At 68.6% G+C, this 23866-nt stretch carries 23 protein-coding genes; 12 read left to right on the forward strand and 11 right to left on the reverse strand.

Annotation, left to right across the window (positions count from 1 at the left end):
• The first annotated feature begins 33 nt into the window (after window positions 1-33).
• The 6 genes from ACFFU4_RS11390 to rpmG all read left to right on the forward strand — a co-directional run bounded on the left by ACFFU4_RS11390 (window position 34) and on the right by rpmG (window position 7592).
• A complete protein-coding gene (locus ACFFU4_RS11390; RefSeq protein WP_377069891.1) occupies window positions 34-963 on the forward strand; it encodes a glycine--tRNA ligase subunit alpha in 930 nt (309 codons plus the stop codon).
• Window positions 963-1478, forward strand: a complete 516-nt coding sequence (locus ACFFU4_RS11395) for a DUF6446 family protein (protein ID WP_377069892.1) — start codon at window positions 963-965, stop codon at window positions 1476-1478. The genes ACFFU4_RS11390 and ACFFU4_RS11395 overlap by 1 nt, the downstream gene beginning before the upstream one ends.
• A gap of 6 nt (window positions 1479-1484) precedes the next feature.
• Window positions 1485-3743 carry a glycine--tRNA ligase subunit beta gene (gene glyS / locus ACFFU4_RS11400; protein ID WP_377069893.1) on the forward strand — a complete coding sequence of 753 codons (2259 nt, stop codon included), beginning with the start codon at window positions 1485-1487 and terminating at the stop codon, window positions 3741-3743.
• Window positions 3744-3979: 236 nt separating this feature from the next.
• Window positions 3980-6568: a putative PEP-binding protein gene (locus ACFFU4_RS11405; RefSeq protein ID WP_377069894.1), complete on the forward strand. Its 2589-nt coding sequence runs from the start codon at window positions 3980-3982 to the stop codon at window positions 6566-6568.
• A 125-nt stretch (window positions 6569-6693) separates the two neighbouring features.
• The gene (locus ACFFU4_RS11410) at window positions 6694-7308 is read left to right on the forward strand and encodes a cell wall hydrolase (protein WP_377069895.1); all 615 of its coding nucleotides are present in this window, start codon (window positions 6694-6696) and stop codon (window positions 7306-7308) included.
• Between the two features lie 116 nt (window positions 7309-7424).
• Window positions 7425-7592 carry a 50S ribosomal protein L33 gene (gene rpmG / locus ACFFU4_RS11415; RefSeq protein ID WP_129431683.1) on the forward strand — a complete coding sequence of 56 codons (168 nt, stop codon included), beginning with the start codon at window positions 7425-7427 and terminating at the stop codon, window positions 7590-7592.
• A 163-nt stretch (window positions 7593-7755) separates the two neighbouring features.
• On the opposite strand, the gene ACFFU4_RS11420 is transcribed toward rpmG, so the two are convergent.
• Together ACFFU4_RS11420 and ACFFU4_RS11425 are read right to left on the reverse strand one after the other, a co-directional pair.
• A complete protein-coding gene (locus tag ACFFU4_RS11420; protein WP_377069896.1) occupies window positions 7756-8535 on the reverse strand; it encodes a Bax inhibitor-1/YccA family protein in 780 nt (259 codons plus the stop codon).
• Between the two features lie 133 nt (window positions 8536-8668).
• Window positions 8669-8869 carry a DUF1127 domain-containing protein gene (locus ACFFU4_RS11425; RefSeq protein ID WP_377069897.1) on the reverse strand — a complete coding sequence of 67 codons (201 nt, stop codon included), beginning with the start codon at window positions 8867-8869 and terminating at the stop codon, window positions 8669-8671.
• Window positions 8870-8992: 123 nt separating this feature from the next.
• Between ACFFU4_RS11425 and ACFFU4_RS11430 the strand changes: the two genes are divergently transcribed.
• On the forward strand, window positions 8993-9868 hold the full coding sequence (locus ACFFU4_RS11430) for a LysR family transcriptional regulator (RefSeq protein ID WP_377069898.1): 876 nt from the start codon (window positions 8993-8995) through the stop codon (window positions 9866-9868).
• Here the strand turns inward: ACFFU4_RS11430 and ACFFU4_RS11435 are convergent.
• Complete coding sequence (locus tag ACFFU4_RS11435; protein ID WP_377069899.1) at window positions 9849-10817, reverse strand: NADPH:quinone oxidoreductase family protein; 969 nt, start codon at window positions 10815-10817, stop codon at window positions 9849-9851. The genes ACFFU4_RS11430 and ACFFU4_RS11435 overlap by 20 nt on opposite strands.
• A gap of 343 nt (window positions 10818-11160) precedes the next feature.
• Here ACFFU4_RS11435 and ACFFU4_RS11440 point away from each other — a divergent pair, with 343 nt between their 5' ends.
• From ACFFU4_RS11440 to ACFFU4_RS11460, 5 genes are all read left to right on the forward strand, one after another.
• Window positions 11161-11526 carry a helix-turn-helix domain-containing protein gene (locus tag ACFFU4_RS11440; RefSeq protein ID WP_377069900.1) on the forward strand — a complete coding sequence of 122 codons (366 nt, stop codon included), beginning with the start codon at window positions 11161-11163 and terminating at the stop codon, window positions 11524-11526.
• A 54-nt stretch (window positions 11527-11580) separates the two neighbouring features.
• Window positions 11581-12372: a histidinol-phosphatase gene (gene hisN, locus ACFFU4_RS11445; RefSeq protein WP_377069901.1), complete on the forward strand. Its 792-nt coding sequence runs from the start codon at window positions 11581-11583 to the stop codon at window positions 12370-12372.
• Between the two features lie 8 nt (window positions 12373-12380).
• Window positions 12381-12821 (forward strand): CAP domain-containing protein, encoded by a 441-nt coding sequence (locus ACFFU4_RS11450; RefSeq protein ID WP_377069902.1) that lies wholly within the window; start codon window positions 12381-12383, stop codon window positions 12819-12821.
• Window positions 12822-13136: 315 nt separating this feature from the next.
• A complete protein-coding gene (gene mgtE / locus ACFFU4_RS11455; RefSeq protein ID WP_377069903.1) occupies window positions 13137-14534 on the forward strand; it encodes a magnesium transporter in 1398 nt (465 codons plus the stop codon).
• Window positions 14531-15088: a 5-formyltetrahydrofolate cyclo-ligase gene (locus ACFFU4_RS11460; protein WP_377069904.1), complete on the forward strand. Its 558-nt coding sequence runs from the start codon at window positions 14531-14533 to the stop codon at window positions 15086-15088. The genes mgtE and ACFFU4_RS11460 overlap by 4 nt, the downstream gene beginning before the upstream one ends.
• 233 nt (window positions 15089-15321) lie before the next feature.
• On the opposite strand, the gene ACFFU4_RS11465 is transcribed toward ACFFU4_RS11460, so the two are convergent.
• The 8 genes from ACFFU4_RS11465 to ACFFU4_RS11500 all read right to left on the reverse strand — a co-directional run bounded on the left by ACFFU4_RS11465 (window position 15322) and on the right by ACFFU4_RS11500 (window position 23835).
• Window positions 15322-15774, reverse strand: a complete 453-nt coding sequence (locus tag ACFFU4_RS11465) for an SRPBCC family protein (RefSeq protein ID WP_377069905.1) — start codon at window positions 15772-15774, stop codon at window positions 15322-15324.
• A 13-nt stretch (window positions 15775-15787) separates the two neighbouring features.
• On the reverse strand, window positions 15788-16645 hold the full coding sequence (locus ACFFU4_RS11470) for an XdhC family protein (RefSeq protein ID WP_377069906.1): 858 nt from the start codon (window positions 16643-16645) through the stop codon (window positions 15788-15790).
• A complete protein-coding gene (locus ACFFU4_RS11475; RefSeq protein ID WP_377069907.1) occupies window positions 16642-17835 on the reverse strand; it encodes a vWA domain-containing protein in 1194 nt (397 codons plus the stop codon). The genes ACFFU4_RS11470 and ACFFU4_RS11475 overlap by 4 nt, the downstream gene beginning before the upstream one ends.
• Window positions 17832-18710: an AAA family ATPase gene (locus ACFFU4_RS11480; protein WP_377069908.1), complete on the reverse strand. Its 879-nt coding sequence runs from the start codon at window positions 18708-18710 to the stop codon at window positions 17832-17834. The genes ACFFU4_RS11475 and ACFFU4_RS11480 overlap by 4 nt, the downstream gene beginning before the upstream one ends.
• Window positions 18711-18756: 46 nt before the next feature.
• The gene (locus ACFFU4_RS11485; protein WP_377069909.1) at window positions 18757-21177 is read right to left on the reverse strand and encodes an aerobic carbon-monoxide dehydrogenase large subunit; all 2421 of its coding nucleotides are present in this window, start codon (window positions 21175-21177) and stop codon (window positions 18757-18759) included.
• On the reverse strand, window positions 21174-21668 hold the full coding sequence (locus tag ACFFU4_RS11490; RefSeq protein WP_377069910.1) for a (2Fe-2S)-binding protein: 495 nt from the start codon (window positions 21666-21668) through the stop codon (window positions 21174-21176). The genes ACFFU4_RS11485 and ACFFU4_RS11490 overlap by 4 nt, the downstream gene beginning before the upstream one ends.
• Window positions 21669-21679: 11 nt before the next feature.
• A complete protein-coding gene (locus tag ACFFU4_RS11495) occupies window positions 21680-22534 on the reverse strand; it encodes an FAD binding domain-containing protein (protein WP_377069911.1) in 855 nt (284 codons plus the stop codon).
• A 164-nt stretch (window positions 22535-22698) separates the two neighbouring features.
• Window positions 22699-23835 (reverse strand): MHYT domain-containing protein, encoded by a 1137-nt coding sequence (locus ACFFU4_RS11500; RefSeq protein ID WP_377069912.1) that lies wholly within the window; start codon window positions 23833-23835, stop codon window positions 22699-22701.
• Window positions 23836-23866: the final 31 nt, after the last annotated feature.

The following is a 23866-nucleotide window of genomic DNA, read 5'->3' on the forward strand; positions in this document are numbered from 1 at the left end:
CTAGGTAGGGCGGGCAATTTCGGGGGCCCTCGCATGACCGACAGCACCGCAAAGCCGCGCAGCTTTCAGGAGATCATCCTCCGGCTTCAGACCTATTGGGCGGGCCGGGGATGTGCGATCCTGCAGCCCTACGACATGGAGGTGGGCGCGGGCACCTTTCACCCGGCCACAACGCTGCGCAGCCTCGGCGCGCAGCCCTGGGCCGCGGCCTATGTGCAGCCCTCGCGCCGGCCCACCGACGGGCGCTATGGCGAGAACCCGAACCGCCTGCAGCACTATTACCAGTACCAGGTGCTGATAAAGCCGTCGCCGCCCGACTTGCAGGATCTCTACCTCGGCTCGCTCGCCGCCATCGGCATCGACGCCGCCCTGCACGACGTCCGTTTCGTCGAGGATGACTGGGAAAGTCCCACGCTGGGGGCCTGGGGCCTTGGCTGGGAGGTCTGGTGCGATGGGATGGAGGTGAGCCAGTTCACCTATTTCCAGCAGGTGGGCGGGCACGATTGCCACCCGGTGTCCGGCGAGTTGACCTACGGGCTGGAGCGGCTGGCGATGTATGTGCTGGGCGCGGATCACGTCATGGACATGCCGTTCAACGACCCCGGCGCGCCCATCCCGCTCAGCTATGGCGATGTGTTCCGCCAGACCGAGGAGGAGTATTCGCGCTTCAACTTCGACGTGGCAGACACCGCCGTGCTGCTCAGGCATTTCGAGGAGGCCGAGGCCGAATGCGCCGCCATCCTCGGCCAGGAAGACACCGACCCCAAGACCGGCAAGCGCATCGTCATGGCGCATCCCGCCTATGACCAGTGCATCAAGGCCAGCCACATCTTCAACCTGCTCGACGCGCGCGGGGTCATTTCGGTGACCGAGCGGCAGGCCTATATCGGCCGCGTGCGCGCGTTGGCGCGGATGTGCGCCGACGCCTTCGTGCGCACCGCAGCCGGGGGGCAGGCGGCCTGATGGGCAAGGTTCTCAGCATCGGGATTCTCGTTGCCGCCCTGATCGCGGGCGTGGCGATGTATTACCTTCAGGTCTACCACTTCTACGAGGAGGTGCGCCCCGTCTCCGAGGGTGGACATGTGGAGATGCGGATCACGCTGGACGGTGGCGACGTGGTCGCCCTGCCGGTGCGCGATTTCGACGGCATCGACGCCGACAGCTCGCCCATCCGGTTTCGTGCCTGCTTCGAGACCGACCTGCCGCAGGATGCGGCCCCCTACGCGGCTGCCGAGCCGCTCAACGCGCCCGGCTGGTTCGACTGTTTCGACGCCGGGGCCATCGGGGCGGCGCTTGGGGACGGTACCGCCCGCGCGTATCTCTCCGAGGCGCACATCACCTATGGTATCGACCGGGTGATCGCCGTCTATCCCGACGGGCGCGCCTTTGCCTGGCATCAGATCAATCGCTGCGGCGAGGTCGTCTTCGACGGCCAGCCCGCCCCCGACGACTGCCCCGAACCGCCGCAAGGATACTGACCCGACATGCCTGATCTGCTGATCGAACTCTTCTCCGAGGAAATCCCCGCGCGGATGCAGGGCCGCGCCGCGGACGACCTCAAGCGGCTGATGACCGACGCGCTGGTCGAGGCGGGGCTGACCTATGCGGGTGCTGCGGCGTATTCCACGCCCCGGCGGCTCACGCTGTCGGTGCACGGGCTGCTGGCGGAGAGCCCCACCACGCGAGAGGAACGCAAGGGCCCGCGCGTGGATGCGCCGGAAAAGGCGGTCGAGGGCTTTTGCCGCGGCGCAGGTGTGGCGCGCGAGGATCTGGAGGTGCGCGACGAGAAGAAGGGGCAGGTTTATTTCGCCACCATCACCCGGCCCGGGCGGCCTGCGGCGGAGATCGTGGCCGGGGAACTGGAAAAGGTCATCCGCCAATTCCCCTGGCCCAAGTCGATGCGCTGGGGCGAGGGCAGTCTGCGCTGGGTGCGGCCCTTGCACGCGATCCTGTGCATCCTGACGGGCGACGACGGCGACGCGCAGGTGGTGGAGATGGAGCTTGACGGCATCCGCGCGGGCAACACCACACGCGGCCACCGCTTCATGGCGCCGGATGAATTTTCGGTAACGTCTTTCGATGATTACGAGGCAAAGCTCAAGCGCGCCCGCGTGGTGCTGGATGCAAGCGAGCGGGCCGAGGCGATCTGGCAGGAGGCCACCAATCAGGCCTTCGCCGCCGGGCTGGAGGTGGTCGGGGATCGCGGGCTCTTGTCAGAGGTCGCGGGGCTGGTGGAATGGCCCGTGGTGCTGATGGGCCGGATCGACGACGACTTTCTCGACCTGCCGCCGGAGGTGTTGCAAACCTCCATGAAGGAGCATCAGAAGTTCTTTTCGGTGAAGAACCCCAAGACCGGCCGCATCGAACGCTTCGTCACCGTCGCCAATGTCGAGACGGCAGACCACGGCGCGACCATTCTGGCGGGCAATCAGAAGGTTCTGGCGGCGCGGCTCTCGGATGCGAAATTTTTTTGGGAGAATGACCTGCGCACGGTGCGCGAGCGCGGCCTTGAAGGCATGGCCGAGGGGCTGCGCGATGTGACCTTCCACAACAAGCTTGGGAGCCAAGCCGACCGGGTGGAACGCATCGCCGCGCTGGCGCGCGAGATCGCGCCCTTGGTGGGCGCCAAGCCCGATCTCGCCGCCGAGGCCGCGCGCGTCGCCAAGGCCGATCTGCAATCCGAAATGGTCGGCGAATTCCCCGAATTGCAGGGGCTGATGGGCCGCTATTACGCCGAGGCTGAGGGGCTCGACGCGTCGGTCGCGGTGGCCTGCGAAGAGCATTACAGACCCCTGGGGCCGGGCGACGCCGTGCCCGCCGCGCCGGTTCCGGTCACTGTCGCACTCGCCGACAAGATCGACACGCTGACGGGCTTCTGGGCGATTGACGAGAAACCCACAGGCTCGAAAGATCCCTACGCGCTGCGCCGGGCGGCGTTGGGGGTCATACGCATCGCGATGGAGGGCAACCACCGTTTGCCGCTCGACCGCTTCATCGACGCACAACTGCTGCGCCACAAGATCACGCTCAACCGTGACGATGCCAGCGACGACGAGATCGACACGCTGGAGGAAGTCCTTGACGAGATCGCCGATCATGGCGTGTTCGGCGCGGCCTTCCGCGCGGTTCTCGATCGGTTGCACGAGCGGGATAGTACGCCGGATACCGGAAATGGCAGCCTGATCCACAGGGTTGGAGAGGCAATGCCGGACCTGAGTGACGACCTCCTCGCCTTCCTCCACGACCGTCTCAAGGTCCATCTCAAGGACGAGGGTCTCCGCCACGACGTGATCGACGCCTGCCTTGCGATGGAGGGCAATGACGATCTCACCCTGCTCGTCCACCGCGCCCGCGCGCTCGGGGCGTTCCTGAGTACCGACGATGGCGAGAACCTGTTGCAGGGTTTCAAGCGGGCCAACAACATCCTCACGCAGGCCGAGGAAAAGGACGGGGTGGAATACTCCTTCGGCGCGGATGTGAAATTCGCCGAGACCGAGGAGGAAAAGGCGCTCTTCGCCGCGCTCGACACCGCGGAGCCGCAGATCATGCAGGCGCTGAAGGTAGAGGATTTTGCCGGGGCGATGCGGGCCATGGCCGCCCTGCGCCCGGCCGTCGATGCGTTTTTCGAGGCGGTGCAGGTCAATGTCGACAACGCCGTGATCCGCCGCAACCGCCTCAACCTGCTCAGCCGCATCCGCCATATCTGCCTGCAGGCCGCCGACCTCACCCGCGTCGAGGGGTAGGGCGCCGGTCGCCCGCTCGCCTGCGTCATCCCCGCGCAGGCGGGGATCTCTGGTCAATGCCGCGCGCGCCGGGCCGGAGGTCCTCGGGTCACGCCCGAGGATGAGGGGGAGTGGGCGTCCGGAGCATCATCGGGTCAAATCCGGCGGCACATCCCCTCCCTGTCACACACCTGTGATCCTTTCCCTTGCCATGCGCACAACGCGGCGTATGGTGCGGGCAAAGGAAAGGCGCCGCAGTGCAGCAATACGATCCCGACATCACCCTCATCACGCCCACGGCACCGATGCACACGGGCACGCATGGCGGCCGCGCGAAATGTCTGCAGCGGCTGGTGCGGCTCGATCTGCCGGTGCCGCGCACCATCGCGCTGTCATTCGATGCCGTGCACCGCATCGCCGCGGGCGAGATGCCCGACATGGCTGCGCTGCTTGCCCCCTTTGGCGAGATGCCGCTGCTATGCGTGCGCCCCTCGTCGGAGGACCCGGACTGGGGCGGGCCGAACGCGGTGCTCAATATCGGCGTGAACGACGCGCGCCATGCCGTGCTCGCCGAAAAGATCGGGCAGCGCGCGGCGGCGGATATCTATCTGCGTTTCGTGCAGGCCTATGCCATCCACGTGGCCCGGCTCGACCCGGACGTGTTCGAGGACGTGGCACAGGACCCGGTGCAGGGGCTGGGCGAGGCGCTGCGCGCCTACGAGGACGAAACCGACGAGGAATTCCCGCAGGATCCCGGCGTACAGCTTGGGCAGGTGCTGCGCTCGATGGCGCGCGCCTGGGAGGGGACGACGGCGCGTCTCTTGCGGCAGGCCAAGGGCGCGCCCGCCGATGCGGGCCTGGGCCTCGTGGTGCAGGAGTTGGCGCTCGGCATCGGGCCGGGCGAGAGCGGGTCGGGGGTCATGCAGCTCGTCGACAGCCGCACCGGCGCGCGGCAGATCACCGGGCGCTATCTCAGCCAGAGCCAGGGGCGCGACGCACTGCGCGGCGGTGAGGACGCGCTGTACCTGACGCGCGACCCGCGCGGCCCCTCGCTCGAGGAACTGGCGCCCGCCGCCTTCGCCGAAATTCGCGCCCACACGCTGCTCATGCGCGAGACTCTGCGCGAGGAGATGCAGACCGAGTTTACCATCGAGGATGGCCGCGTCTGGATTCTCGACGGCATCCGCGTGGCGCGCAACGCCCGTGCCGCCGTGGCCATCGCGGTGGCGCTGGCCGAGGACGGGATCATCCCCCGCGAGGAGGCGCTGATGCGGGTCGAGCCGCGCGCGCTCAACGAGCTGCTGCACCGGCAGGTGGACCCGGAGGCGCGGCGCGACGTGCTCGCCCACGGCATCGCCGCCAGCCCGGGGGCCGCCTCGGGCAAGGTGGTGTTCACCGCCGCCGAGGCCCAGGCGGCCGCGGCACGCGGCGAGCCTTGCGTGCTGGTGCGGCGCGAGACCAGCCCCGAGGACATTCGCGGGATGCACGCCGCAAGCGCCATCCTGACCGAGCGTGGCGGCATGACCAGCCACGCCGCGGTGATCGGGAGGGGCATCGGGCTGCCCTGCGTGGTGGGCGCGTCCGACATACGCTTTCAGACCCGGCGCAAGATGCTGACCATGCCCGACGGGCGTGTCGTGAAGGCGGGCGAGACGATCACCATCGACGGCACCAATGGCGCGGTGCTGGCGGGCGAGGCGCCGCTGCTGGAGGCCGCGCGCGACGCCGCGTTCCAGACGCTGATGAACTGGGCCGACGATACCCGCGACATCGCCGTGCGCGCCAATGCCGACACCCCCGCCGATGCCGAGCTTGCGCGCAACTTCAAGGCCCGCGGCATCGGGCTGTGCCGCACCGAGCACATGTTCTTCGAGGACGACCGCCTCACCGTCATGCGCGAGATGATCTTTGCCGACACCAGCGAGGACCGCGCCGCCGTACTCGAGCGACTGCTGCCCATGCAGCGCGCCGATTTCGCCGATCTGTTCCGGATCATGCAGGGGCAGCCCGTCTGCATCCGCCTGTTCGACCCACCGCTGCACGAATTCCTGCCCACCGACCGGGCCGGGCATGTGCAACTGGCCGGGGCGCTCGACCTGCCGGTGTCGGACGTCACACGCCGGGTCGAAGCGCTGGGCGAGTACAACCCCATGCTTGGGATGCGCGGCGTGCGGCTGGGCATCACCATGCCGGAAATCTACGACATGCAGGCGCGCGCGATCTTCGAGGCGACGCTCGAGGCGAGCCGTGAAGGCGAGGCACCGGTGGTGCCCGAGATCATGATCCCGCTGGTCAGCGCACGCCGCGAGGTCGAGATCGTCAAGACGCGGGTCGATGCGGTGGCGGCAGCGGTCCGGGGCGAGCGGCAGCGCGACTTCGCCTACCGTCTGGGCGTGATGGTCGAGACCCCGCGCGCGGCGCTTCGCGCGGGCGAGATCGCGCCGCTGGTGTCGTTCCTCAGCTTCGGCACCAATGACCTTACGCAGATGACCTACGGGCTTTCGCGCGACGATGCGGGCCGCTTCATGTCGGCCTATGTGCAGCAGGGCGTCTACCCGGAAGACCCGTTCCATGTGCTCGATACCGACGGGGTGGGCGAACTCCTCAGGATCGGGGCCGAGCGCGGGCGCGCGGCCAACCCGGACGTGGTGCTGTCCATTTGCGGCGAGCATGGCGGCAACCCCGAATCGATTTCGTTCTGCCGCGAGGCGGGCTTTACCTATGTGTCTTGCTCGCCGTTCCGTGTCCCGGTGGCGCGACTCGCTGCCGCACAGCTTTCGGTGCGCGACAGGATCGGCACGCAGACGGGGGCAGGGACGCAAGATTCGTCGCGATCCGCGGGCTGAACCGCAGGAACCCACCGATCGGCAAGGATCCGCCGATGGCACGGGTGGACGCAAGGCGCGCTTTCGGCTATTCGCCCGCGATGACCGTGCCGGAGCCTCGCCCCGGAAAATGCAGGAGATCGCGCATGAAACGGACGCTTCTGACCGCGGCGATTGTCGCGGCCCTGGCCGGGACGGTGGCTGCTGATACTCCGCTCACACGGCTCATGGCCGAGGAAACCCGCGCCCTGCGCGCCATCTCGGGCGACCGGCTCGCCGGATACGTGGCCCGCCCCGAGACCAGCATCGAGTATTCGCGCGGCTGGTTGGCACGTCAGAAGGTGCGTGGCGCGGATGCGCAGACCGAGTGCCTCGCCGAGGCGCTCTATTTCGAGGCGCGCGGCGAGAGCGTGCGCGGCCAGTTCGCGGTGGCCGAGGTCATCATGAACCGCGTCGACAGCCCAGAATTTCCCGGCACGGTCTGCGGCGTGATCCAACAGGGGACTGGCAGGAAGTACCAGTGCCAGTTCACCTATACCTGCGACGGCGCGCCGGAACACATCACCAACCAGTCCGCCTATGGCCAGGTGTCCAAGGTGGCGCGGCTGATGGTCCAGGGGGCACCGCGGGCGTTGACCGGCGGCGCGACCTACTACCATACCCGCGCGGTCAAGCCGCGCTGGTCGCGCATCTTTGCGCGGACCGCGTCGATCGGTGTGCATCACTTCTACCGCAAGCCGACGCGCCTCTCGCGCAACTGAGCAATTCCCGCATGGCGCGCGACGATCACGGTTGACTCGGTCGCGCGCGCCGGTAAAAGGCGGGGTTCATGGGATATTCGCGGGTGCCCGTGCGCATCCGCCGCAGGAGACGAGACATGGCAAAGCCGACCACCATCAAGATCCGCCTCAACTCGACCGCGGGGACCGGGCATTTCTACGTGACCAAGAAGAACGCGCGCACGATGACCGACAAGATGACCGTGCGCAAATACGACCCGGTCGCGCGCAAGCATGTCGAGTACAAGGAAGGCAAGATCAAGTAACGATCGCCCGCCCGTTCGACACGGCAAGAGCCGCGCCCCCGGGCGCGGTTTTTCGTTTGGCGTGGCTTCTTCCTGGCAAGAATACCCGATCCTCACCTCGCGGACACGAAAAAGGGCCGGTCCATGCGGCCGGCCCTTCGCGTCACTGGTGGTGCGGGTGTCCCTACTCCTGCTGACCCATGAACATCAGCAGGAACTGGAACATGTTGAGGAAGCTGATGTAGAGGTTGAGCGCGCCGTCATAGGCGGCCTTGTCCAGCCACTCCTGATCGCCCTGCGCGGCGTGGGCCACGTAGGTGTTCTTGATCTCCTGCGTGTAGAACGCGGTCAGCCCCGCGAAGATCAGCACACCGATCGCCGAGATGGCGAACATCATCGCCGGGCTCTGCAGGAAGATGTTGACGATCATCGCGACGATGAGGCCGATCACCCCCATGATGAGGAAGCTGCCCCAGCCCGAGATATCCTTTTTCGTGGTGTAGCCCCAGAGCGACAGGCCGGCAAAGGCGATCGCCGTCACCACGAAGGTCTGCGCGATCGAGAAGCTGGTGAACACCAGAAAGATCGAGCTGAGCGAGAGGCCGATCAGCGCCGCGAAGCCGAAGAAGCCAAGCTGCACGCCCGCCGCCGGTGCCCGGCGCAGCAATGCGCCCCAGCCGAGAAAGATGAAGGCCAGCGGCGCCAGCATCACCACCCATTTGAGCGGCGACAGGTAGAGCGTGGCCCCCAGCCCCGACAGCATCGTGCCGTTGGGCAGTTGCGCGGCGGCAGCCGAGGGATCGGTGGTCACGGCAAGACCCGAGATCGCCCACGCCGCCAGCGCGGTGATCAGCATCCCCACCGACATGGTGCCGTAGACCTTGTTCATGTGCGCGCGCAGCCCGGCGTCGATCTCGCCGGTGCGTGCGCCCGCTGTCGTCCGGATCGTGTCGTATTGAGCCATTGAATCCTCCAGTTGCGTGGCAGCCCCGGTGCAGGGCTTTGCCGACAATATCGGAGGGGGCGGGGGGCTTTTCAAGCTTTTCCGACGGTTTCGGATATGTTTTTCGTGCCGGCCCGGTGCGCCTGCCCGCGCCTCACGCGCAGGCGGTCCCGGCAAGGTCCCAGAACGGGCGCGCGGCTTCGCGCTGCGCGTCATGACGGCTCAGGCCGAGGTCGGCGAGGATGGCATCGTCGAGCTGCGCCAGTTCCCGGCGCTGACGGGCGACTTCATACATCTGCCGCAGGGGCAGGCGGCGCGGGCGCGGCAGGGCGATGGTTGCGATGCGGATGGACATGGTTGCTCCTTTCGGTTTTGTGATGGGTTTCACGGTGTGCATTTCATGTCTTGATCATATGGCGGATGTCGCGGCATAATGAAAATGAATGTTCGTAAGCCAATACATCACAGGAGTTGATCCATGCGGAACCTCGACATCACCACCCTGCGCGCGCTCGTGGCCGTCGCCGATCACGGCGGGGTCACGCGGGCCGCCGCGATCCTGAACCTCACGCAATCGGCGGTGTCGATGCAGATCAAGCGGCTTGAGGACATGCTCGACCTCGCACTTTTCGACCGCGGCCACCGGCGCGTGTCGCTCACCGGCCCCGGCGAGCAGCTTGTGCGCTACGCGCGCCGCATGCTCGCGCTCAATGACGAGGCGGTGGCGCGCCTGACCGAGGACCGCTACGAGGGCGAGCTGCGCCTCGGCGTGCCGCATGACATCGTCTATCCGGTGGTGCCGCGCGTGCTCAAGCAGTTCAACGCCGCCTATCCGCGGATCAACGTGCACCTGCGCTCGTCCAGCACGATGAAGCTGCACGAGGAATTCGCCCGCGGCGAGGTGGACGTGATCCTGACCACCGAAGGATCGCTCAAGCCGGGTGGCGAGACCCTGACCGAGATGGCCCTGCGCTGGACCGGGGCGCGCGGCGGCGTCGCGTGGAAGCGCCGCCCGCTGCGGCTTGCCTTCTGCTCGGCCTGCATCTTCCGCCCCATCGTGCTGCGTCGGCTCGAGGAGGCGGGGATCGACTGGGAAATGGCGGTGCTGTCCGAGGACGACCGCGCGGTCGAGGCGCTGGTGAGTGCCGATCTCGCCGTCGGCGCGCTGCTGGAGGACAGCATCCCGCCCCACCAGGAGGCGATCGAGCCGGGCACCGCGCTGCCCGACCTCGGGGTGCAGCAGATCAACCTCTACGCCCGTCCGGGTGGCGACGCGCTGCTCGATCCGCTTTCGGACATGCTGCGGCAGGGCTTCGTCGCGCAGCCCGCGCCGCTCAGCCTTCGGATGGCGTGACCACCACCTTGCCGGTGGATTTGCGGCTGCGCAGCAGGTCGAGCGCCTCGGCTGCGCGGTCGAGAGGCAGAACGTGGCTCACATGCGGGCGGATGCGTCCGGCCTCGTACCAGTCAAACAGCGTCGCGAGGCTCTCGGTCACGACCTCGGGCCGGAAGTTCAGATAGCCACCCCAGTAGAGGCCCATCACGCTCAGGTTCTTGACCAGCAGGTGGTTGGCGGGGATCTGCGGCACCTCGCCGCTGGCAAAGCCGATGGTCAGCAGGCGCGCCTCGGGGCGACATGCGCGCATCGCCGCCTTGAACTGCGCGCCGCCCACCGGATCATAGACCACGTCCACACCACCCAGGCCGCGGCACGCTTCGCGGATGTCGTCGCAGGCGGCGTCGATCAGGTGATCGGCCCCCGCCTGCCGCGCCACCCCGAGCTTGTCGGCCCCGCGCGCGCAGGCGATCACCCGCGCACCCATCAGCTTGCCGATCTCCACCGCTGTCAGGCCCACGCCGCCCGCCGCCCCCAGCACCAGCAGCGTCTCGCCCGGTTGCAGCCGCGCCTTGTGGGCGAGGGCGACGTGGCTGGTGCCATAGGCGATCTGGAACGCGGCCGCGTCGGTAAAGCTCATCGCATCCGGCAGCGCCACGGCGCGCGCCGCCGGAAAACATCCCGCTTCGGCCAGCCCGCCCTGTCCGCCGAACACCGCCACGCGCGTGCCGGGGGCGGGACCAGTCGTGTCGGGACCGAGCGACGTGACCGTGCCCGCCACCTCCATCCCGAGGGTGAACGGCGGCTCGGGTGTGTCCTGATAGCGGCCCTCGATCATCAGCAAGTCGGCGAAGTTGAGCCCGCAGGCTGAAATCCGCAGGCCGATCTCGCCCGGCCCCGGTGCGGGGACGGGGATGTCGAGGAGGGCGGGGGCGGCCCCTGCTTTGGTCAGACGATAGGCGCGCATCGGTTGCTCCCTGTTCGCGAAGGTGCCCCTCGGGGTAAGCGGCAGGCGCGGGCCTGTCCATCCGATTCGCCGGGTCGGACGGTGCGCCCGCGCGGTTGCGCATGACCGCCTGTCGCAACCTATCCGAAAGAAGAGCTTGCACTGACGCTCCGCGGCCCGCCATTCAGCGTCACTGGACGTAATCGTGAGTCCCACTGCAACCAGGCCGCGAAATTTCTTGAATTTCAAGGCGATTTCGCTACTTTCATGACACGCTGCCGTCTCGCGTGGCGTTGGGCAGGGGGCTCGGTCGTGTTGGGCCGTTTCGGTCCGGGTCGCATACTGTATTAGAAGAGGAAAGAAGATGCCGCATCCCGTCGATGTTCACGTGGGCAAACGTATCCGTCATCGCCGCTGGCTGACGGGTATGACCCAGCAGCAGCTTGCCGAGGCGGTCGGCATCAAATTTCAGCAGATCCAGAAATACGAGACCGGTGCCAACCGTGTCAGCGCATCGCGCCTGTGGGACATGGCCGAGGCGCTGGAGGTCGATGTCTCTTTCTTCTTCGAGGGTCTTGCCAAGGATGGCCATGAAGGGAGCACCACGCTTCCTGCCGACATCATCGCCGACAAGGAGGCGCTTGATCTCGTGCGCTCCTACTACGCGATCCCCGAGACACAGCGCAAACGCCTGTTCGATCTGGCCCGCGTCCTGAGCGAGGTGGCTTGAGCCCCGCGTGATCGCAGGGTAACGCTCCGGCGGGGCCGGAGCGGGGGTTGAGCGATGGACACGGACGAGATTCGCGCGACAGCGCACCGGATGGCCGACGCGGCGCGCGCGGCCATCCTTCCGCATTTCCGCCATGCCGCGCTCGGTGCCGACAACAAGCACGGTGACGGCGGCTTCGACCCGGTAACCGAGGCCGACCGCGCCGCGGAACGCGCCATGCGCGCGGTGCTGGCCGAGCGACGTCCGGGCGATGGTATCCTCGGCGAGGAATACGGCACAACCAAGGGCGAGAGCGGCCTGACATGGGTGATCGACCCGGTGGACGGGACACGCGCGTTCCTGTCGGGCGCGCCCACATGGGGGGTCCTGATCGCGCTCTCCGATGCGTCCGGGCCAGTCTACGGCCTGATTGATCAGCCCTATATCGGTGAGCGGTTCGAGGGCGGGCTTGGCCATGCCGCCATGACCGGGCCGCTGGGCGCGCGCCCGCTGGCCACGCGCGGCGACCGCCCGCTTTCCGAGACGATCCTGTTCACCACCTTCCCCGAGCTCGATACCCCGGTCGAGGCCGCGGCCTTCGCCGGGCTGGCCCGGCAGGTGCGTCTCACGCGCTACGGGCTCGATTGCTACGCCTACGCGCTCGTGGCGGCGGGGCAGATCGACCTCGTGGTGGAGGCGGGACTCGCCCCCTACGACATCCACGCGCCGATTGCGGTGATCGAGGCGGCGGGCGGCATCGTCACCGACTGGCAGGGTGCCCCGGCCCACGCGGGCGGACGGGTGATCGCGGCGGCAGGGCGCGCGCAGCACGCGGCGGCGCTCGAGTTGCTGTCGTGCGTGCCGTGATGCGGCGCTTGCGTTGGCTGGTCCTCGCTGTCGGGGTTGCCGGGCAAGCGGCCCTTGCCGGAGGGGGGACCGTCGATCTGGGGGCAATCACACTGGCATGGATCAACACGGTGCGTGCCGCCGAAGGGCGCGCGCCGCTGGCCGTATCAGGCGCGCTCTCTCGCGCCGCCATCGCCCATGCCCGCGACATGGCCCGCACCGGTCGCTTTGGTCATGCCGGGCGCGACGGCAGCCGCGTGAGCGACCGTGTCCGCCGGGAAGGCTTCGGCTATTGCTTCGTCGCCGAGAATATCGCCAAAGGGTATGCAACGCCGGAAGAGGCACTGCGCGGCTGGATGGCATCCCGCGCGCATCGCCGCAACCTGCTCGATCGCCGCGCCGCCGCGTTCGGGCTTGCGCGCGGCACCGGGCCGGTGTGGGTGCTGGTGCTGGGCCGCGACGGCTGTTGAGGTCACGGTCGACGGGCCGCCGCTTGAGGCGGGGTCTGCTTTCACTCCTCGTGGCACGGTCTTGCGTGCGGCGGCGAGCATCGGGTGTCGCGGGCACAGGCCGGCCCGATGGCACGACCGATGGCCGCGAGCGCCGCGCAGGGTTTTGGCGGCTCTGACGGTCATAGCGGTCTCCTGTCCCCGTCATGCCGCCACAGAAGGCAGGCGGAGTTGCCGTCGTGGTGCCGCGCGGCACGGTAACGCGGCAACGCGATTGTTTTCGCTCCCGTCCCTCGCTAATCACGCGGGGCGACCGCGGCGCAGAGGGAGGGCGAAATGGCCGAGACGGAAAACGAGGCGCTCGCCGGGGCCGGAACCGGCGAGGACGAGGGCCACCCGCTGAGCGAGGCGCGCATCGCGCGCATCATGGAGGCGCTCGACGACGGAGACCGCACCCGGCTCTGGGCCGAGATGGAGCCGCTCCACGCCGCCGACATCGCCGACCTGCTCGAACAGATCAGCGGCGGCGACCGGCGTCGGCTGATCGCGCTCTACGGGCAGGAATTCGACGGCGACATCCTGTCGGAACTCGATGAGTCGATCCGCGAGGAGGTGATCGGCCTGTTGCAGCCCGAGGTGCTGGCCGAGGCGGTGCGCGAGCTCGACTCCGACGACGTGGTCGATCTCGTCGAGGACCTGGAGGACCGGCAGCAGGACGCGATACTCGAGTTTCTCGAAGCGCCCGACCGGCTCGCGGTGCAGCAGTCGCTGACCTACCCGGATTACTCCGCCGGCCGCCTCATGCAGCGCGAGGTGGTCATGGCCCCCGAGCATTGGCGCGTGGGTGACGTGATCGACTTCATGCGCGGTGCCGAGGACCTGCCCGAGCAGTTCTATCACATCATCCTTGTCGATCCGCGCCTGCATCCCGTGGGCAACGTCATGCTGGGCCGGATCATGGCGGCGAAGCGCGCCACGCCGCTCAGGGATCTGGTGGAGGAGACCTTTCACACCTTCGCGGTGACCGAGGCAGAGGCCGATGTGGCCTATGCCTTCAACCAGTATCACCTGATCTCGGCCCCCGTGGTGGACGAGGAGGGGCGGTTGGTCGGCGCGATCACCATCGACGATGCGATGATCGTGCTGGACGAGGAGCACGAGGAGGACATCCTGCGCCTCGCGGGTGTGGGCGAGGAGGGCGGCTTTTCCGGTCGCCTGACCGAGACCATCCGGGACCGGGCGCTGTGGCTGTTCGTCAACCTGCTGACGGCGATCCTCGCCTCGGTGGTGATCGAGCAGTTCGCCGAGACGATCAACCAGATGGTGGCGCTGGCGGTGCTGATGCCGATCGTCGCCTCGATGGGCGGCAACGCGGGCACCCAGACCATGACGGTGGCGGTGCGTGCGCTGGCCACCCGCGACCTGACGGCGCGCAATGCCATGCGCATGGTGCTGCGCGAACTGACCGTGGGCGGTGCCAACGGCGCGCTCTTTGGCGTGGTGATGGCGGGCGTGGTCGGGCTGTGGTTCGGGGTGCCGCTGCTGGCCGCCGTGATCGCGGTGGCGATGCTGATGACGCTGGTCGCCGCAGCATTGGGCGGGATCGTCATCCCGATGGCGCTCGACCGGTTCGGGATCGACCCGGCGCTTGCCTCGGGGCCGTTCGTGACCACGATCACTGACGTGGTGGGCTTCTTCGCCTTCCTCGGTCTGGCCTCCGTGGTGCTGCTGTGAGCGCGCTGGATGCGCAGAAGGCGGCGGCGCGCAAGGCCGCCTTCGCCCGCCGCAAGGCGGCCCACGCCGCGGGGCACCCGGCCCCGGCGGCGCACCTGTCGGCGGTTCTTGCGGGGTATCGCGGCGTGCCGCTGGCGGGCTACATGCCCATCCGCACCGAGATCGATCCTCTGCCCGCCATGGCCGAGGCGGCGGCGCATGGCCCCGTTGCCGTGCCGGTGATTGCGGGCGAGGGCCTGCCGCTCGACTTCTCTCTGTGGGCGCCGGGCTGTGCGCTGCGCGAGGGGCCGTTCGGTGCGATGGTACCCGAGGCGGATCGCTTCATCGAGCCCGAAATCGTCATCGTGCCGCTGGTGGCCTTCGACCGCGCGGGCGGGCGGCTGGGCTATGGCGGCGGATTCTACGACCGCACGCTGGAACGCCTGCGCGCGCGCCGCCCGACGCTGGCGATCGGCTTTGCCTGGGCCGCGCAGGAGGCAGACGCGCTGCCGCTGGAGCCGACCGACCAGCCGCTCGACATGATCGTGACCGAGCTCGGGGTGATCGCGCTCTGAACGGCACGACCGACGGGCGATTCCGCTACGACTGCCGATTGCCGATGCGGCAAGCGACAAAGACGGCTCGTGCCGCGGGCCACCGGCGACGGCAACCGCCATCGGCGGGGATTTCAATGCCAGGCGCAAGCAGGGTCTCGAATCGACCGTGTTCCGCCCCGGTCATGCCAGGGCGTCGCGTCGAAGCGGCGCCCGGCTCCCCGACCGGTCGCGGAGCTTGTGGCACGACGTGCTCATGCCGTCTCGCTGGTCTCCATCCTCTCGGCGAAGGCGTTGAAGAATTTCGCCGACAGCTTTTTCGCCGTGCCGTGAACCAGTCGGCTGCCAAGCTGCGCGAGCTTGCCGCCGATATCCGCGTGTGCCTCGTATGTCAGGCAGGTGCCGCCGTCCCGCTCCTCCAGCACGACGACCGCGCCGCCCTTGGCAAAGCCCGCCGCGCCGCCGCTGCCGCTGCCGGTCAGCGTGAACCGCCGCGGTGGTTCTTCGGTGTTGAGCACCACATCGCCGGAGAACCGCGCCTTGACCGGGCCGACCTTGAGCAGCACCTTCGCCTCTAGCTCGGTGTCGGAGCGGCGGACAAGCTCCTCGCAGCCGGGAATGCAGTCCTTCAGCACCTCCACGTCGTTCAGCGCGGCATAGACGTCCGCGCGCGGGGCGGCGATGAAGATCTCGTCGGTCAGGTCCATTGGGCTTTCCTTTTCAGCGATCGGGGAGGGGGTCGGGGACAGGTGCGGTTGTCGCGGTGCGGTCGCCTGTCCGGCGATGGGCGACGATCTCGGCCAGGATCGAGAGGGCGATCTCGTCGGGGGTGATTGCGGCGATGTCGAGCCCGGCGGGCGCGTGAACGCGCGCCAGCGCGCTGCGGTCCGCGCCCTCTGCGGCGAGCCGCTCGCTCAGCGCGGCGAACTTGCGCCGGCTGCCGACGAAGGCCACGTAATCCGCCGCCGACGCGACCGCGGCGCGCAGCGCCGGGGCATCGCCCATGCCTTGCGTGGCCACGACGTGGAAGCGCGCTGCGCTGTCGGGGGCGTGGCCGTCCACCACCTCCTCGACGCAGGGCCAGGCTGCGGCCTCGGTCCCCGGCGCGCAGACCACCCGGTGAAAGCCGAACCGCGCCGAGATCCCGGCCAGCGCGCGCGCCACCGGCCCGGTGCCGCAGATTACCAGCCGCGGACGCGGCAGGACCGGCTCGACAAAGACGTCCATCGAGCCCTTGCTCGGGCAGCCGTTGCGCGCGAAATGCACGCCCTCGCGCTCTTCCCCGGCGGTGACGCCGTCGGCCTCAAGCAATTCCTCGGGCCGGATCGAGACAAAGCGGGGCTGTCGCTCGGCGATCGCCGCGCGCGCGGCGCGACCGATGGCCGTGCGCGCGCAGCCCCCGCCAAGCCAGCCCGCGCGCAGCGTGCCTGCCGCGTCGATCAGCGCCTTGGCACCGGGCTTGGCCGAGGTGGCGGCCAGCGTGCGCACCACCGTAGCCACCGCGAACGGCGCTTCGGCGGCGCGCAGCCGCGACATCTCGGCCTCGAATTCGGTCTCGTCGGGAATCGGCAGGGTCATAGCCGCACCAGTTCCGGCTCCAGCGCGGCGAGATCCGCGAGCGTCGCCGCCGGTGCGAACAGGTCGAGATGCGGCAGCGCCGCCGCCATGCCGCGCGCCACCGGCTCGTAGCCCTTCCACCCCTTCAGCGGGTTGAGCCAGATGATCCGGCAGCCGCGCCGCCGGATACGGGCGAGCGCAGTGCCGACCTCCTCGGGTCCGGCGCTGTCATAGCCGTCCGACAGGATCAGCACCACCGTGCGCCCGTCGACCAGCCGCCGCGCATAGCTGCGCGAGAAGTGATCGAGCGACGCGCCGATGCACGAGCCGCCGCCGAAGCCGTCGGCCAAGAGGCTCAGCCGGTTGAGCGCCCGCAGCGCGTCGGTCTCGCGCAGGGCATCGGCGATCCGCACGAGACGGGTATGAAAGAGATAGGCGTCGGTATCGGGATCGGCGCGCATCAACCCCGAGAGAAAGGCGAGGAAGGGCCGCGCATAGACCGCCATCGACCCCGACACGTCGCAAATCGCGGTGATCCGCACGGGGCGGTCGGGGCGCCTGCGCCGCTCCAGCCGCAGCGGCTCGCCGCCGGTGCCAAGGCTCTTGCGGATGGTGCGCCGAAGATCGACCGCGCGGCCTCGGCGCGCCGCCTTGCGGCGTCGCGAGCGGCGGTCGCGCAGCGCCCGGCCCAGCCGTTCGGCGACCGCCTCGGCCTCGGCCACGTCGGCGGGGCTGACGATCTCGCGCAGGTCGGTCGTCATCAGGTTGCGCCGCTGCGAGGCGATCAGCCGGCCACTGCCATCGGCATCGGTCTCGCCAACGCCATCGCTGCCGTCATCGGGGCTTTCGGCGCGGCCCGTGGCGGTGGTTGTCACGCGTTCGTCGTCCACCCCCGGGGCGCGCACCAGATCGGAGCGCGCCGAGGCCGCATCGGCCGTCACCCGCAGGCGCACCCGCCCGTCATTGAGCCAGAAGGCGTCGTATAACGCGTCGAAGCGCGTCACCTCGTCGGCGGAGCCCGCGCACACCGCCTTGAGCGCGCGACGCGTCATCTCCGGGTCGGCGGCGCAGACATGCGCGAGCGCGCGCAGCGCGGTCTCGGCCTCGGCGACGCCGAGCCCGAAGCCGTGGGCGCGCAGGTGGGCGAGGAACCCGGTGATGCGCGTCGCCACGCCCGGGTCGCGCGCGGCAAAGCGGGCGACCCGGCTCATGCCGCCTTGCCCACCAGCCGCGCGGCCACCTCGGGCGGGATCGCCGCGCGGTCGCCCTCGGTCTTGAGCAGGGTGGCCATCGTGGCATGAAGCACCGCCGGGTCGGCGCTGAGGTCGGCTACCCCGAGCCCGGCCACCGCGGCGGCGAAATCCAGCATCTCGGCCACGCCCGGCACCTTTTCCAGTTGTTCCCGGCGGATCGCCTGCACGAAGCCGACGATCTGCGCCGCAAGCCGCGCCTCCAGCCCCGGCGCGCGGGCGTGCAGGATGGCGAGCTCGGTCTCGCGATCGGGATAGGCCACATGCGCGTACATGCAGCGTCGGCGCAGCGCGTCCGACAGATCGCGCGTGCCGTTCGACGTCAGCACCACGCGCGGGATGCTGCGCGCCGTGATCGTGCCGAGCTCGGGCACCGTGATCTGGAAATCCGAGAGCACTTCGAGCAGGTAGGCCTCGAATTCCTCGTCGGCGCGGTCGATCTCGTCGATCAGCAGCACCGGTGCCTCGGGCTGGCGTATGGCCTGCAGCAGCGGGCGCTCCAGCAGGAACTCCTCGGAAAAGATGCGCTGCTCCACCGCCGTGCCGGTCTCGCCGCCCTCGGCGGCGGCGCGGATCGCCAATAGCTGTTTCTGGTAGTTCCATTCATAGATCGCGTGCGCGGCGTCCAGCCCCTCGTAGCATTGCAGCCGGATCAGCCGCGTCCCCTCGGCGGCCGCAAGCGCGCGGGCGACCTCGGTCTTGCCCACCCCGGCCGCCCCCTCCAGCAGTAGTGGCCGCCCAAGCGAGATGGACAGGTGAAGCGCCATCGCCAGATCGGGCGCGGCGATGTATCCCTGCCCGGCCAGCCTGTCCCGCAGCGCGCGCCAGTCGGTCATGTCAGACCTCCCCGGTCGTTGGGCGCGGGTCCGTCAGCCACTGCGATCATCCGTGCAGGCCCAGCTCGTGGGCCACCTTCCAGATGCGCCAGTGATCGTGCGGCATGTGGCTGTGGCGCAGCCCGAAGGCGCGGAAGGCGTCGTGCACCGCGTTGGAGAAGGCCGGCACCCCGCCCACGTTCGGGCTCTCGCCGACACCCTTGGCCCCGATCGGATGGTGCGGGCTCGGGGTTTCGGTGAAGGCGGTGGTGTAGGTTGGCGTCTCCCAGCTCGTGGGCATGAAGAAGTCCATCAGCGTGGCCGTCTTGATGTTGCCGAGATCGTCATAGGCGATCTCCTGCCCCATCGCGATGGCGAGCGCCTCGGTCAGCCCGCCATGCACCTGCCCCTCGATCACCATCGGGTTGATCCGCGTGCCGCAATCGTCGAGCGCGTAGAATTGCCGGATCTCGTGCTCGCCGGTATCGACGTCGATCTCCATCACGCAGATATAGGCCCCGAACGGATAGGTCATGTTGGGCGGGTCGTAGTAGCTGACCGCCTCGAGCCCCGGCTCGACGCCGGGGATCGCCTGGTTATAGGAGGCAAAGGCGATCTCGGCCATGGTCTTGAACCGTTCCGGCGCGCCCTTGACGGCAAAGCGGTCCACGTCCCATTCCAGATCGTCCTCGTGCACCTCGAGCAGGTAGGCCGCGATCATCTGCGCCTTTGCGCGGATCTTGCGCCCGGCCATCGCCGCCGCCGCTCCCGCCACAGGGGTGGAGCGCGAGCCATAGGTGCCGAGGCCATAGGGCGCGGTGTCGGTGTCGCCTTCCTCCACGGTGATGGAATCCGAGGGGATACCGATCTCCGAGGCGAGGATCTGCGCAAAGGTCGTCGCGTGTCCCTGGCCCTGGCTGATCGTCCCCAGCCGCACGATGGCCGACCCGGTCGGGTGGATGCGGATCTCGCAGGAATCGAACATGCCCATGCCGAGGATGTCGCAGTTCTTGACCGGCCCTGCGCCCACGATCTCGGTGAAATGGGTGAGGCCGATACCCAGTAGCTTGCGAGTCTCGCCGCGCCTGAACGCCTCGACCCGCGCGGCCTGTTCGCGGCGCAGGCCCTGGTAATCCACCGCCTTCAGCGCCATCTCCCACGCGGTGTGATAATCGCCCGAATCGTATTCCCAGCCCAATGCCGACTGATATGGAAACTGGTCCTTGCGGATAAAGTTCTTCGCCCGCAACTCCGCCGCATCCATGCCCAGCTCGATGGCCAGCACCTCGATCATCCGTTCGATCATGTAGGCGGCCTCGGTCACGCGGAAGGAACAGCGATAGGCCACGCCGCCCGGTGCCTTGTTGGTATAGGCGCCGTCCACGGCGACATAGGCCACCGGGATGTCGTAGCTGCCGGTGCAGATGTGGAAGAACCCGGCGGGAAACTTCGTCGGATCGGCGCAGGCGTCGAACGCGCCGTGATCGGCGGTGACGTGGCAGTGCAGGCCGGTGATGCGGCCCTCCCTGGTGGCGCTGATCCGGCCTTTCATCCAGTAGTCGCGGGCAAACGCCGTGGCCATCAGGTTGTCCATCCGGTCCTCGACCCATTTCACCGGGCTGCCGGTGACGATCGAGGCGACGATCGAGCAGACATAGCCGGGGTAGACCCCCACCTTGTTGCCGAAGCCGCCGCCGATATCGGGCGAGATCACGCGGATGTTGTGCTCTTCGATGCCCGACAGGATCGAGGCCACGGTGCGCACCACATGCGGTGCCTGGAACGTGCCCCAGAGCGTGAGCTTGCCGTTGACCTTGTCCATCGAGGCGATGCTGCCGCAGGTTTCGAGCGGGCAGGGATGGGTGCGGTGGTAATAGATCATCTCCTCGGCCACCACCTCCGAGCTTTCGATCGCCTGCTCGGTGGCCGCCTTGTCGCCTTCCTCCCACAGGAAGATGTGGTTGTGATGGCGGCGGGGGCCGTGGGATCCGGGTGCCTCGGGGTCGAGATCCTCGCGCAGCACCACGTCGCTTTGCAGCGACTCGAACGGGTCGGTGATGACCGGCAGCTCCTCGTACTCGACCTCGACGAGGTCCACCGCATCGGCGGCCACGTAGCGGTCGCGCGCGACGACAAATGCCACCTCCTGCCCCTGAAAGAGCACCTTGCCGTCGGCCAGCACCATCTGCTTGTCGCCGGCAAGCGTCGGCATCCAGTGCAGGTCGAGCGGGCGCAGATCGTCCGCCGTCAGCACCGCCACCACGCCGGGCAATGCCAGCGCGGCGGAGGCGTCGATGGACGTGATCCGGGCATGGGCATGGGGCGAGCGGACGAAATCGCCGAACAGCATGCCCGGCAGGTTGATGTCGTCGATGTAATTGCCCTTGCCCTGGGTGAAGCGGGCATCCTCCACGCGCCGCCGCGCATGGCCGAGGCCCTTGAGCTTGCCGCGGCGTTCCTCGCGGTCCTCCGGGGTCATGTCGTTCATTGTGCCGCCTCCCTGGCTGCGTTCATTTCCGCCGCCGCCGCAAGGATGGCGCGGACGATGTTCTGATATCCCGTGCAGCGGCACAGATTGCCGGACATGCCAAAGCGCACCTCTTCCTCGGTCGGGTCCGGGTTCTCCTGCAGCAGGCGGTGCGCGCGGGTGATCATCCCCGGCGTGCAAAAGCCGCATTGCAGCCCGTGATGCTCGTGGAACATGCGTTGCAGTACGTGCAGGTCGTCCGGCGTGCCGAGCCCCTCGATGGTGGTGATCTCGGCACCGTCGGCCTGCGCGGCGAAGACGGTGCAGGATTTCACCGATTTGCCGTTCATGTCCACGGTGCAGACGCCGCAATGGGTGGTCTCGCAGCCGATATGGGGGCCGGTGAGCCCGAGCCGCTCGCGCAGCACGTGGATCAGCAACTCGCGCGGCTCCGCCAGCACCTCGCGCGGCGCGCCGTTCACGGTGAGTTTTATGTGCATCTTGTCGCTCATGTTGTCCTCCCTCAGGCGCGCGCCCATGCCCGCGCGATGGCGCGGCGCAGGATCGTGCCGGCTACGTGGCGCTTGAATTCGATCGGTCCGCGGGAATCCTCCTGCGGGTCGATGTCGGCGCTCATCGCCGCCACCGCCGCGTCGCAGGCGGCCGCGTCGCAGGCCGTTCCGACCAGCGCGCCGGCGGCAGCCTCGGACCAGACGGGCACGTCGCTGAGGTTGGTCATTGCCACCGAGGCGCTGCTCACCCGCCCGCCTCTCGCGTCGATCAGCACCGCCGCCGCGGCAGTGGCGTAATCGCCGATCTTGCGCTTCTGCTTTTCGTAGGCGTAGCCGCCGGTCGGGGCGGCAAGGATGATGCGCGTGAGGATCTCCTCGTCCGCGCGGCCGGTCATATAGGCGGCCTCGTAGAAATCGCGCGCGGCGACCTCGCGGCTGCCGTCCGGCCCCTCCAGGGTAAAACGCGCATCGAGGCACTGCATCAGCCCCGGCATGTCGTTGCCCGGATCGCCATTGGCGAGGTTGCCGCCGATCGTGCCCATGTAGCGCACCTGCGGGTCGGCGATCTGCAGCGCGGCCTCGCGCAGGATCGGCGCGGCCTGCGCCAGCCCCGCGTGGGTGATCAGCTCGTGCTGCGTGACCATTGCGCCGATCCGGACGGTGCCGTCCGCGATGCCGATCTCCCTGAGCTCGGCCACGTCCTGCAGATCGACGAGGTGATCGAGATGGGCCATGCGCAGCTTCATCATCGGGATGAGGCTGTGACCACCGGCGATGACGCGCGCATCGTCGCCATGCTCGGCTACGATCCGTATCGCCTCCGCCACACTGGGCGGTCGGTGATACTCGAATGCTGAAGGTATCATTTTGTGCTCCCTGACGCGGCCGTGTCGGCCTTTGCCGGACAGGCTCGGCCCTGATGGGACGCGAAGGCGAGCGCCTGTGCACGGATGTCGCGCTCCGCTTCACCAAATGCGACGGTGGCGCACGAACGGCGTTTGCACCCGCAGAAGATCGCGGCCCGCCCCGCTCAGACCCCGAAGAGGGCGCGCACCTCCGACAGGCGCGAGCGGCTGACCGGTGCCTTGGCGATGGCCCCGCCGCCCTCGAAGAACACCACGCCGGTGTCCTTCTTGCGTTCGAAGCCCGAGACGTGCACCGGGTTCACGAAATAGCTGCGATGGGTGCGGATCATGCCCGTATCCGGCAGCCGCCGCTCGGTCTCGGACATCGACCACGGCGAGAGGGCGCGCTGCGCGCCGAAATAGACCACGGTGTAATGACCCTCTGCCCGGATCGCCGCCACCATCCGCGCCTCGACGAAATGGATGCGTCCGTCCTTCTCGTAGGGGATGCGGACCTCGCCGGTGGCGGGCACGGATTCGGACACATCCGTCCCGGTGGCGGGGACCGGTGTGTTGGCACCCGGGTGCCCGTCCTCGTGCGCGGCGACGGTCGCCCCGGTCATGAGGAATGCGCCCGAAATGAGGAACGCGGCCAGCGTGACGCCGAAGGCGAGCGTGTCGTTGCCGATGCGCGGCCCGTCCGCGCCCGCCTGCTGGACGATGGTGAACTGCGTGCCTGCCATCGCCGTGAAATGCACCGCGAAGACCGCCACGCCAAAGCCCAGCGTGCCGAACACGATGCTGCGGGTGTCGCGGCGCACATAGGCCATCCAGAACGCGGCCACCGCCAGCGCCACCGACAGCCCCACCGCCGCGGCGACCCCGCTTGCCGAATAGACCGGGCGGCACAGCTCCATCCCCGACATGCCGGTGTAGTGCATCGCCGGAATGCCCAGCCCCACCAGCACGCCCGCCATCACGATGCGCGACCGCGTGCGCCGCCCGAAATGCATCAGCAGCAGCGCCACCCCGACGATCAGGATCGCGATCAGTGCCGAGATCATGGTGGTCAGCGCGTCGTAATAGAACAGGATCGGCAGTTCGAGCCCGAGCATTGCCACGAAATGCATCGACCAGATGCCGCCGCCGAGTGCGAAGGCCGACATCGCGACCACCACCTGCCGCCGCCCCGCGGGCAGCCCCGAGGCCCCGCGCGTCAGCGTCAGCCCGGTGAACCCCGCCATCAGTGCGACGGCGAGCGAGGCGATGACCAGCAGCGGATCGTGTGAATACTCGACGATGTTCCGGGCCCTCCCTCCCAAGAAAGCTCCGCGCGCAATCAAATACCACGAC

It is taken from the genome of Roseovarius ramblicola, from assembly GCF_042430665.1.
Lineage (GTDB): Bacteria > Pseudomonadota > Alphaproteobacteria > Rhodobacterales > Rhodobacteraceae > Roseovarius > Roseovarius ramblicola.

What these genes read in the sequence shown, in the direction of transcription:
- mgtE (WP_377069903.1), top strand. Translation starts at nt 13,137, where the DNA reads ATGGCCGAGACGGAAAACGAGGCGCTCGCCGGGGCCGGAACCGGCGAG.
- ACFFU4_RS11490 (WP_377069910.1), bottom strand. Translation starts at nt 21,668, where the DNA reads ATGAGCGACAAGATGCACATAAAACTCACCGTGAACGGCGCGCCGCGC.
- ACFFU4_RS11495 (WP_377069911.1), bottom strand. Translation starts at nt 22,534, where the DNA reads ATGATACCTTCAGCATTCGAGTATCACCGACCGCCCAGTGTGGCGGAG.
- glyS (WP_377069893.1), top strand. Translation starts at nt 1,485, where the DNA reads ATGCCTGATCTGCTGATCGAACTCTTCTCCGAGGAAATCCCCGCGCGG.
- ACFFU4_RS11465 (WP_377069905.1), bottom strand. Translation starts at nt 15,774, where the DNA reads ATGGACCTGACCGACGAGATCTTCATCGCCGCCCCGCGCGCGGACGTC.
- ACFFU4_RS11435 (WP_377069899.1), bottom strand. Translation starts at nt 10,817, where the DNA reads ATGCGCGCCTATCGTCTGACCAAAGCAGGGGCCGCCCCCGCCCTCCTC.
- ACFFU4_RS11480 (WP_377069908.1), bottom strand. Translation starts at nt 18,710, where the DNA reads ATGACCGACTGGCGCGCGCTGCGGGACAGGCTGGCCGGGCAGGGATAC.
- ACFFU4_RS11440 (WP_377069900.1), top strand. Translation starts at nt 11,161, where the DNA reads ATGCCGCATCCCGTCGATGTTCACGTGGGCAAACGTATCCGTCATCGC.
- ACFFU4_RS11430 (WP_377069898.1), top strand. Translation starts at nt 8,993, where the DNA reads ATGCGGAACCTCGACATCACCACCCTGCGCGCGCTCGTGGCCGTCGCC.
- ACFFU4_RS11395 (WP_377069892.1), top strand. Translation starts at nt 963, where the DNA reads ATGGGCAAGGTTCTCAGCATCGGGATTCTCGTTGCCGCCCTGATCGCG.
- ACFFU4_RS11485 (WP_377069909.1), bottom strand. Translation starts at nt 21,177, where the DNA reads ATGAACGACATGACCCCGGAGGACCGCGAGGAACGCCGCGGCAAGCTC.
- ACFFU4_RS11420 (WP_377069896.1), bottom strand. Translation starts at nt 8,535, where the DNA reads ATGGCTCAATACGACACGATCCGGACGACAGCGGGCGCACGCACCGGC.
- ACFFU4_RS11475 (WP_377069907.1), bottom strand. Translation starts at nt 17,835, where the DNA reads ATGAGCCGGGTCGCCCGCTTTGCCGCGCGCGACCCGGGCGTGGCGACG.
- ACFFU4_RS11470 (WP_377069906.1), bottom strand. Translation starts at nt 16,645, where the DNA reads ATGACCCTGCCGATTCCCGACGAGACCGAATTCGAGGCCGAGATGTCG.
- ACFFU4_RS11390 (WP_377069891.1), top strand. Translation starts at nt 34, where the DNA reads ATGACCGACAGCACCGCAAAGCCGCGCAGCTTTCAGGAGATCATCCTC.
- rpmG (WP_129431683.1), top strand. Translation starts at nt 7,425, where the DNA reads ATGGCAAAGCCGACCACCATCAAGATCCGCCTCAACTCGACCGCGGGG.
- ACFFU4_RS11410 (WP_377069895.1), top strand. Translation starts at nt 6,694, where the DNA reads ATGAAACGGACGCTTCTGACCGCGGCGATTGTCGCGGCCCTGGCCGGG.
- hisN (WP_377069901.1), top strand. Translation starts at nt 11,581, where the DNA reads ATGGACACGGACGAGATTCGCGCGACAGCGCACCGGATGGCCGACGCG.
- ACFFU4_RS11425 (WP_377069897.1), bottom strand. Translation starts at nt 8,869, where the DNA reads ATGTCCATCCGCATCGCAACCATCGCCCTGCCGCGCCCGCGCCGCCTG.